Source organism: Blastomonas sp. UPD001 (genome assembly GCF_003426715.1).
Lineage (GTDB): Bacteria > Pseudomonadota > Alphaproteobacteria > Sphingomonadales > Sphingomonadaceae > Blastomonas.
This window is the reverse complement of sequence record NZ_QKVT01000001.1, coordinates 583,202-591,553: the sequence shown is the minus strand read 5'-3', so window position 1 is coordinate 591,553 and position 8,352 is coordinate 583,202. Positions and strand designations below refer to the sequence as shown.

Below are 8,352 nucleotides of genomic sequence, written 5' to 3'. Positions count from 1 at the left end.
AATGGAGGCGATGGCAGCGACACCGGCAGGCCCGCGCCTGCTGCCGCTCGGCCAGCCGCTCGACCTGTTCGTCACCGTCACCGATTTTCGCGGGCATCTCGAAACGCTGCGGCTCAACAGCCCGGCCGAGGTGGTCGAGACCGAGCACCGGCTGTCGATCGGTTTTCGCTATCTGCGCGGCCGCGACGATTCGCTCGCCGATCCTGCCGAACTCGTGTTCGCCGCGCGCGCGACCGCGAGCTTTCCCGGCGCCTTTCCGCCGTTCAACGTCGCCGAGATGGACCGGATGCTCGCGCGGCGCGAAAGGCACTGGCCCGGGCGCGAGGCGTTTCTGGAGCGCGTCTTCCCGCAGCAATATGCCGCGGGCGAGGCCGAAAGCGCGGTGCTGATCGACGGGTCGGTGCTCGCCAACGCGCCCTTCGCCCAGGCGATCGACGCGCTGCGCGACCGGCCCGCGCATCGCGAAATCGACCGGCGCTTCGTCTATATCGACCCCAAGCCGGACATTGTCGGCGGCATGGACCAGTCGCGCGAGCGCGATGCCATGGGCCAGCGCCTGCCCGGCTTCTTCTCGACCATTTTCGGCGCGATCTCGGACATTCCGCGCGAACAGCCGATCCGCGACAATCTGGAAGGCATCGAGCGCCGCTCCTCGCGCGTCCGCCAGATGCGCGCGATCACCGATGCGCTGCGCGCCGAAGTCGAGGAAACGGTGAGCAGGTTGTTCGGCTATACCCTGTTCCTCGACAGCCCGACCCCGCAGCGGCTGACCAAATGGCGCAACAAGGCGCAGGATCGCGCCGCGCACATGGCGGGTTTTGCCTATGCCTCCTATGCGCAATTGAAGCTCGCGACGATCGTCGAGGACATGGTCGACACGCTTCGCCGCGCGCATCGCGGTCCGCGCGCGCTCTATGCCGAGCGGCTGCGCGAGGCGATCCGTGCCGAGCTGCACCGCAGCGGCATGGACCGGCTCTCGGGCAAGAGCGGCGGGGCGAGCGACGAGGCGATCCTGTTCTTCCGCACCCAGGACCTGGGCTTCCGCATCCGCCGCTTGCGCTTTCTGGCGCGGCGGCTGGGCGAGGATATCGCGCAATCGGGCCGCACCCCGCCCGAGGCGGTGGTCGCGATGCACGAGACGCTGTACGCCTGCCTTTCGCAATATCTCGACCGCGAGACCACCGATCATCTCGGCCAGGGCTTTGCCGATATTGCCGCAGGCGCGATCGACGATCCCGCAATGGCCATCGCCGAGCTGGCCGCGCGCCGCGACCTGCGCAGCGCCGACGCCATCGTCGACGAACAGCTGGCGGCGGCGCTCGCGCTGCTGCCGCGCGAGAGCCGCCGTTCGCTGCTCCTCGCCTATCTCGGCTTTCCGTTCTACGACATCGCCACGCTGCCGCTGCTCCAGGGCGAGGGGCAGAACGAGTACGACCCGATCAAGGTCGACCGCATCTCGCCCGACGATTGCCATTCGATCCGCCCGGGCGGTGCCGAGGCGACATTGAAGGGCGTGCAGTTCAACAGCTTCGGCGCGTTCTTCAGCCGCGCCTATCGCGAGAACGACTATCTCTGGGGCCGGCTGCACGGGGCCGAGCGGCTGATCGACATCATCGCTTCGGCCATGCCCGATGGCGCGCTGTTCCCGCCGCACCTGCTCGCCGATTTCAAGCGCCGCGCGTTCCTCGCGATCTGCGACGAGGAAGAAGCGGTGCTCACCACCGATTCCGGCCTGGTCCCCGGCATCCGCCGCGAAATCGAGGCGGCCTTTGCCGGCTAGGCTTTGCTTTGCGCGCCGGCATCCCTAGTTTGGCCGCATGAATTCCACGACCGCCCGCTGGCTGATGCTGCCGCTGCTCCTGCTGATCCAGGCGTGCAGCGGCTTTCCGTTTCTCGACATGGGGATGGCGGCCTGGGACGGGCCGAAGAAAGGCACGCCCGCGCTCTGGCATGTCGAAGGACCGAATGGCGGTGAGGCCTGGCTGTTCGGCGGCATCCACGCGCTGCCCTCCGACCTGAAATGGATCAGCCCGAAGATGAAGAAGGCGATGGACCGGTCCGACCGGCTGGTGCTCGAGGTCGTCGGGCTGGAGGATTCGGCAGAAATCACGAAGACGTTCCAGCAGCTCGGCAACAGTCCCGGCCAGCCGCCCCTTGCCGATCGCCTGCCGCCCGAATTGCGCGACAAGGGCGAGGCGCTGCGCGCGGCGAGCCGCCTGTCGCCCGCGCGCTTCGAGACGCTCGAAAGCTGGGCCGCGGCGATCTCGCTCGCGGGCGCCGCCACCGCCAATCTGGCGATGGTGCGCGAGGAGGGCGTCGAGCGCGTGCTCGCCGCGCGCTATCGGCGGCGCGACAAGCCGGTGATCGGCCTCGAGACGCCCGCGCGCCAGTTCACCTATTTCGACCAGCTCGACGAGGCCGACCAGCGCGCGATGCTGGAGAGCGTGATCGCGGATGCCGACAATGCCCCCAGAGCCTATCGCGACATGGTGACCGCGTGGCTCAAGGGCGAGCCCGAAAAGCTGGCGGAAGCCGCCAATCGCGGCCTGCTGCAACGCCCGCAGATCCGCGAGCGCATCCTGGTGCGCCGCAACCGCGATTGGGCAGCGCAGATCGAGGACTTGCTGAACCTCGGCGCCAGGCCCTTTGTCGCGGTCGGCGCGGCGCATCTGGCGGGCGACGACAGCGTGCAGGCGCTGCTCGAGGCGAAGGGTTATAAGATCACGCGCGTCCAATAGGCCCGAAACGCTTGCTTTTCGCGAGAGTCGCGACTATGCGCACCGCTTCCCCGACGCCATGGTCATCCCTGGAGGCGTGGCCGGGGATATTTTGACCATCTACAATCTGGAGACAGTTTATGAGCGATACGCTTACCCTGTCGGCCCAGCTGCGTGATCGGGCAGGCAAGGGAGCCTCCCGTGCACTCCGCCGCGAAGGCCGTGTACCCGCCGTCATCTACGGCGACAAGAAGGATCCGGAAACGATCCATGTCGAAGAACGCGCGCTGAACAAGCTGCTCGGCACCGGCCATTTCATGAACTCGATCGTCGAGATCGAGGTCGATGGCAAGACGATCGTCACCCTGCCCAAGGACGTGGCGTTCCACCCGGTGAGCGACCGCGCGATCCATGTCGATTTCCTGCGTATCGCCAAGGGCGCGACGGTTGAAGTTGCCGTGCCCGTCGTGTTCGTCAACGAAGAAGCCTCGCCGGGCCTGAAGCGCGGCGGCGTGCTCAACATCGTCCGTCACGAGCTGGAACTGGTCTGCGACGCGACCAACATTCCCGACGAGATCGAAATCGACGTCACCGGTGTCGATGTCGGCGATTCGATCCACATTTCCGCGGTCAAGCTGCCCCAGGGCGCGACCTCGGCGATCACCGACCGCGATTTCACCATCGCCACCATCGTTGCTCCCTCGGCGCTGAAGTCGAGCGAAGGCGACAACGAAACGCCGGCTGGCGAGTAATCCATCTTTCTCGCCCTCTCCCCTCCTGGGGAGAGGGTTGGGAGAGGGGAATGTCGAGAGGCCGGCAAAGCGCCCCTCTCCCCGCCCCCTGTCCCGGCCAATCAGAACGACCGCGTCACCGTACCGACCGGCTATGAAACCGCCGTGCTGCTCAAGGCGGGCGATGTGATCGAACCGGGCGTTGCCGGTTTCTCGGGCGCCTTCCCCACCCCCGGCCAGGCCGAGAAATGGGCCGGCGGCAACCATGACGGCATGGAGCTGTTCGCCATCCCCAATACCGACGCCAACACGTCGGGCGTGCTCGCAGTGAATTTCGAATATCCCGATTTCGCCATCCTGATGAGCGATGCCGAGGCCAATGCGGTTCAGGCCAACCCGGCAGCCGCGACCCCGGCGCAGCGCCAGCTCGCGCTCTCGGCGGTCGGTGTCGGCGTGGTCGAGATCGCCAAGGGCGCCGACGGCAAATGGTCGGTCGTCCCCAATTCGCGCTACAACAAGCGCTACACGGGCAACTCGGCCTATCGCGTCGGCGGTCCGGCGGCGGGGCTGCTGAGCAACCCGATCAAGGGCACGCTCAACAATTGCGCCAGCGGCCGCACCCCGTGGAACACGTACCTGACCTGCGAGGAAACCACCGACAATTATATCGACCCGAGCCAGCCCGCGACCGACTATGGCTGGGTGGTCGAGATCGACCCGTTCCAGGAACTCGCCCAGCCGACCAAGCGCACCGCGATGGGCCGGTTCGACCATGAAAATACCGCGTTCATGGCCAATGCCGATCGCCGCGTCGCCTTCTACATGGGCGACGATGCGACCCCGGGCTGCATCTACAAGTTCGTCTGCGAACGCGCGTTCAGCGCCACCAACCGTGCCGCCAATATCGACATGCTGGATTTCGGCCAGCTGTTCGTCGCGCGCTTCAACGCCGACGGCACCGGCGAATGGCGTCTGCTGCAACAGGGTCAGAACGGCCTAGTCGTCGGCGCGCGCGATCCCGGCAATGTCAGCCAGTCGACCACGCCGCCCACCCCGACCGTCGTCGATTTCCGCAACCAGGCCGATGTGCTGATCAACACCAAGTCGGCGGCGCGCGTCGCCGGGGGCACGGTGATGGATCGTCCGGAATGGATCACGGTGGCGCCCGACAACACCGCCATCTTCGTCGCGCTGACCAACAATTCGGGCCGCCGCGTCACCGATGCCGCCAACCCGCGCGTCACCAACCGCCACGGCCATATCCTGAAGATGCGCGAATCGGGCGATTCGCCGCTCGCCACCACCTTCACCTGGGAGCTGTTCCTGCTCGCCGGCGATCCGGCGCTGCGTCCGGGTGGCGAAAACCTGGTCGGCAATATCAGCGGCGATACCTTCTCCAGCCCCGATGGCATCCGCATCGACCCGCAGGGCCGCATGTGGGTGCAGACCGACCATTCGGTCCCCGGCACCTCGGGCGTCAGCGGCGTGACCATCGACCAGGCGTTCGGGCACAATGCGATGTTCTATGTCGATCAGAAGACCAAGCAGTCCAAGCGCTTCCTGGTCGGTCCGCTCGGCTGCGAGATCACCGGCATCGCCTATACGCCCAGCCTCACAGACTTCTTCATCAACATCCAGCACCCGACGGGCAACTGGCCGATCAACGGCGAAAAGCCGCGCTCGTCGACCATCGTGGTGACGCGGACCGACAAGCAGCCGGTCGGCAATTGATCGTGCCGCAACTTCGCGCTGCGGGCTGAGGGTTAACCGTAACAGGCACGCTCAAGTCCCTGAAACATTTGCGGCCGCCAGCAGGTTTTGCGATGCTGGCGGCCGCAGTCTTTCAGGAGTGACAGCCATGGCCGAATTTCCCCATCGCCGCGACGTGCTTGGCGGCGCAGCGCTGGCCAGTATTGCCGCGTTCGCGCCGAGTGCCGCAGCGCAGTCGGCGGCAGTCCCCGATCTCAAGGGCAAGTCCATCCTCATCACCGGCGCCGCGACCGGCTTCGGCTTTCTGGGTGCACTGCATTATGCGCGCGCCGGTGCGAAGGTGTTCGCGACCATGCGCAACCTGCCGCGCCCCCAGGCCAGCGAACTGCTCAACGCGGCGGAGACCGAGAAGCTCGACATCTCGGTGCTCGAGCTCGATGTCCTGTCGGATGCCATGGTTGCCAAGGCGGTGCGCGAAGCCGAGGCCCAGGCCGATGGCGCGCTCGATGTCATCATCAACAATGCCGGGATCGGCATTACCGGCCCGATCGAGCTGCAGGACATGGAGGCGACGAAGCTGATCTTCGACACCAATGTCTTCGGTGCCCAGCGCGTCGCGCGCGCGGCGCTGCCCGCGCTGCGCAAGGCCAAGCGCGGCCTGATCGTCAACATCTCCTCGCAGCTCGGCCGGGTGATCGTCCCCAATGGCGGGCATTATTCCGCCACCAAGTTCGCGCTCGAAGCGTTGAGCGAGCAGATGGCCTATGAACTCGTCCCGCATGGCATCGACGTGACGATTATCGAGCCGGGCGGCTATCCCACCGATGTCTGGCGCAATCGCAATCGCTATACCGGCGCGCTCAAGGCGCGGCTCGATGCCGAGCGCGCGGCGGCCTATCCGGCGGTGGTGGCGCGCATGGGCACGGAGGACGGCAGCGGTCGCTCGGCCGATCCGATGGATGTACCGCGCACGATCGCCGGGATCATCGCGCTGCCCGCCGGCCAGCGGCCGCTGCGCCGTGCCGTCCATCCCGGACCCAAGCCGCAAGAGGCGATCAACGAGGTTTCTGCCAGGGTGCAGATGCAGATGCTGGGCAGCTCTCCCTATGGCCCGTGGGTCAAGGCGGTGCACGATATCGGTTGAGCGGAGGCACTGGAATTGCCCCGGCAATGGCGCTAGGGCGCAGCCAGGGTCGGCGCAGGCGCCGACAATCACTTTCAGGCTGGGATAATCATGGGTTTCAAATGCGGTATCGTCGGGCTGCCGAATGTCGGCAAGTCCACGCTGTTCAACGCGCTGACCGAGACGCAGGCGGCGCAGGCGGCGAACTATCCGTTCTGCACCATCGAGCCCAATGTCGGCAATGTCGCGGTGCCCGATCCGCGGCTCGACAAGCTGGCCGCTATCGCGGGCAGCCAGAAGATCATCCCCACCCAGCTGGCGTTCGTCGACATTGCGGGTCTGGTGCGCGGTGCGTCGAAGGGCGAAGGGCTGGGCAACCAGTTCCTCGGCAATATCCGCGAGGTCGACGCCATCGTCCACGTGTTGCGCTGCTTCGAGGATGACGACATCCAGCATGTCGAGAACAAGGTCGATCCGATCTCGGATGCCGAGACGGTCGAGACCGAATTGCTGCTCGCCGATCTCGAGAGCCTGGAGAAGCGCGTCCCCGGCCTCGTCAAGCGCGGCCAGCAGGGCGACAAGGAATCGAAGATCGGCGCATCGGTGCTCGGCAAGGCGCTCGAGCTGCTGCGCGAAGGCAAGCCCGCGCGGCTGACCGAGCCTGCCGATGACGAGGAAGCGCGCGTGCTCGCGCAGGCGCAGCTGCTCACCTCCAAGCCGGTGCTCTATGTCTGCAATGTCGACGAGGGCAGCGCGGCTGACGGCAATGCGTTCAGCGCGCGGGTGTTCGAAAAGGCGAAAGCCGAAGGTGCAGAGGCCGTCGTGGTCTCCGCCGCGATCGAATCCGAGCTGGTCGGCATGGACCATGAGGGACGGATGGAATTCCTCTCGGACCTGGGGCTCGAGGAGACCGGCCTCGCCCGCGTCATCCGCGCTGGCTACGATCTGCTCCACCTCATCACCTTCTTCACCGTCGGCCCCAAGGAAGCGCGCGCCTGGACGGTCGAGGTCGGCTCCAAGGCCCCGCAGGCGGCAGGCGAGATCCACAGCGATTTCGAACGCGGCTTCATCCGCGCCGAGACCATCGCCTATGACGATTATATCGCGCTCAATGGCGAGGCCGGCGCGCGCGATGCCGGAAAGCTGCGCCAGGAAGGCAAGGAATATGTCGTTCAGGACGGCGACGTGCTGCACTTCAAGTTCAACGTCTGAGCCTCTGAGGGGCCCGCTTCCGGGCCGTCACAGGCCTGTCAGATAATCCGGGCATGGCGGTGCAGCGCCGCCACCCCTCGAAGGACCACGACCGATGCTCTCACGCCGCCTGTTCATCGCCGCCGCGCCGCTCGCTCTCGCCGCGCCCGGCATCCTCAGGGCGCAGAGCGTGTTTCGCACCTTCCCCTTCGCGCTGGGGATCGCCTCGGGCGATCCCTCGCCCGACGGTTTCGTCATCTGGACCCGGCTCGCCCCCGATCCGCTCGAAGCGCATGGCGGGATGCCGATGGCGCCGATGGCGGTCGACTGGGAGGTGGCGAGCGATGACCGTTTCGCCACGATCGTCGCGAAGGGCCAGGTGATCGCCCGACCCGAGACCGCGCACAGCGTGCATGTCGAGGTCGGCGGGCTGCAGCCGCAGCGCCCCTATTGGTACCGCTTCACCGCAGGCGGAGAGCGCAGCTTCAGCGGCCGCGCGCGCACGCTGCCGCTCGCGCAGGCGGCCGTCGAGCGCCTCAAGTTCGGCGTCGTGGGATGCCAGAATTTCGAGGACGGCTATTACGGCGCGTACGCTCACCTCGCGCGCGAGGACCTCGATTTCGTCTTCCATTATGGCGACTATATCTACGAATATGGCGGCAGCCCGACCCGCGCCAACTATTTCAGCGGCGGTCTTCAGGTGCCGGTCCGTCTGCATGTCGGCCAGAACCTCTATGACCTGGCCGATTATCGCCAGCGTTACGCCCAGACCAAGACCGATACCGATCTGCAGCGCGCCCATGCCGCGCACAGTTTTTTCCCGACCTTCGACGACCACGAGATCGAGAACAACTGGGTCGCCGGGATCAGCGGCGGCAAG

Annotated in this window: 6 protein-coding genes and 1 pseudogene; all 7 read left to right on the top strand. The window is 66.4% G+C overall.

Annotation, left to right across the window (positions count from 1 at the left end; genetic code table 11):
• On the top strand, positions 1 to 1,780 hold a 1,780-nt coding region (locus tag DM995_RS02785; RefSeq protein ID WP_116968423.1), incomplete at its 5' end, for a patatin-like protein.
• Positions 1,781 to 1,817: 37 nt separating this feature from the next.
• Positions 1,818 to 2,738, top strand: a complete 921-nt coding sequence (locus DM995_RS02780) for a TraB/GumN family protein (RefSeq protein WP_116968422.1) — start codon at positions 1,818 to 1,820, stop codon at positions 2,736 to 2,738.
• Positions 2,739 to 2,857: 119 nt separating this feature from the next.
• On the top strand, positions 2,858 to 3,469 hold the full coding sequence (locus DM995_RS02775; protein ID WP_023837756.1) for a 50S ribosomal protein L25/general stress protein Ctc: 612 nt from the start codon (positions 2,858 to 2,860) through the stop codon (positions 3,467 to 3,469).
• Positions 3,470 to 3,559: 90 nt separating this feature from the next.
• Positions 3,560 to 5,179, top strand: a pseudogene (locus DM995_RS02770) (PhoX family protein); the annotation flags it as partial.
• A gap of 127 nt (positions 5,180 to 5,306) precedes the next feature.
• Positions 5,307 to 6,302 (top strand): SDR family oxidoreductase, encoded by a 996-nt coding sequence (locus tag DM995_RS02765; protein WP_116968420.1) that lies wholly within the window; start codon positions 5,307 to 5,309, stop codon positions 6,300 to 6,302.
• Between the two features lie 90 nt (positions 6,303 to 6,392).
• On the top strand, positions 6,393 to 7,493 hold the full coding sequence (gene ychF, locus DM995_RS02760) for a redox-regulated ATPase YchF (RefSeq protein ID WP_066277192.1): 1,101 nt from the start codon (positions 6,393 to 6,395) through the stop codon (positions 7,491 to 7,493).
• 94 nt (positions 7,494 to 7,587) lie between these two features.
• A partial coding sequence (locus DM995_RS02755) for an alkaline phosphatase D family protein (protein WP_198669238.1) occupies positions 7,588 to 8,352 on the top strand: 765 nt, incomplete at its 3' end.